The organism is Mesorhizobium sp. M7A.F.Ca.CA.004.12.1.1, assembly GCF_003997835.1.
Lineage (GTDB): Bacteria > Pseudomonadota > Alphaproteobacteria > Rhizobiales > Rhizobiaceae > Mesorhizobium.
On record NZ_RZRK01001307.1, the window covers coordinates 1 to 957 of the forward strand.

The following is a 957-nucleotide window of genomic DNA, read 5'->3' on the forward strand; positions in this document are numbered from 1 at the left end:
CTGCAGGCGCAGTTCGAGGATGGCGCGCGCCTGTTCCTCTGACAGATTGTAGGTGCCGTCTTCGTTGATCCGGTGACGCGGGTCATCGATCAGGAGGATCAGCGATTCCACGTCGCCAGAGGGCCAGCGCCGCTCCATCAACTGCTCACGCGCCGTCTGCGGATCCGGCGCGGTGCGGATCAGCTTGATGATCTCGTCGATGTTGGCGACTGCGATGGCGAGACCGACCAGCACATGGGCGCGGTCGCGCGCCTTGCGCAGCAGGAATTTCGTCCGCCTTGTGATCACCTCCTCACGGAAGGCGACGAACGCCTTCAGCATATCGGTCAGGTTCATCACTTCCGGCTTGCCGCCGTTCAGTGCCACCATATTGGCGCCGAAGGAGGTCTGCAGCGGCGTGAAGCGGTAGAGCTGGTTGAGGATGACGTCGGCAACGGCGTCGCGCTTCAACTCGATGACGACGCGGTAGCCCTGGCGGTCGCTCTCGTCGCGGATATCGGAAATGCCCTCGATGCGCTTGTCGCGCACCAGTTCAGCCATCTTCTCGATCATCGACGACTTGTTCACCTGGTAGGGAACCTCGGTGATGATGATCGACTCGCGGTCGTTGCCGCGCTGTTCGATGTTGACCTTGCCGCGCATGACGATGGAGCCACGGCCGGTCGAATAGGCGTTGTAGATGCCCGAACGGCCAAGCACGATGCCGCCGGTGGGGAAATCCGGTCCCGGAATGATCTCCATCAACGCCGGCAGGTCGATCGCCGGATTGTCGATGAGGGCGATGGCGCCGTTGCAGATTTCGCTGAGATTATGCGGTGGAATGTTGGTCGCCATGCCGACGGCGATGCCGCCCGAGCCGTTGACCAAAAGGTTGGGAAACCGTGCCGGCAGAACCTTCGGTTCGCTGCCCGACGCGTCGTAAGTGTCCTGGAAATCGACGGTATCCTTGTCGATATC

1 protein-coding gene is annotated in these 957 nt (G+C 61.7%); it reads right to left on the reverse strand.

The window, feature by feature from the left end; translation table 11 throughout:
• Positions 1–957: DNA gyrase subunit A (locus tag EN984_RS36000; protein ID WP_281057388.1), on the reverse strand; the 957-nt coding region annotated here is incomplete at both ends.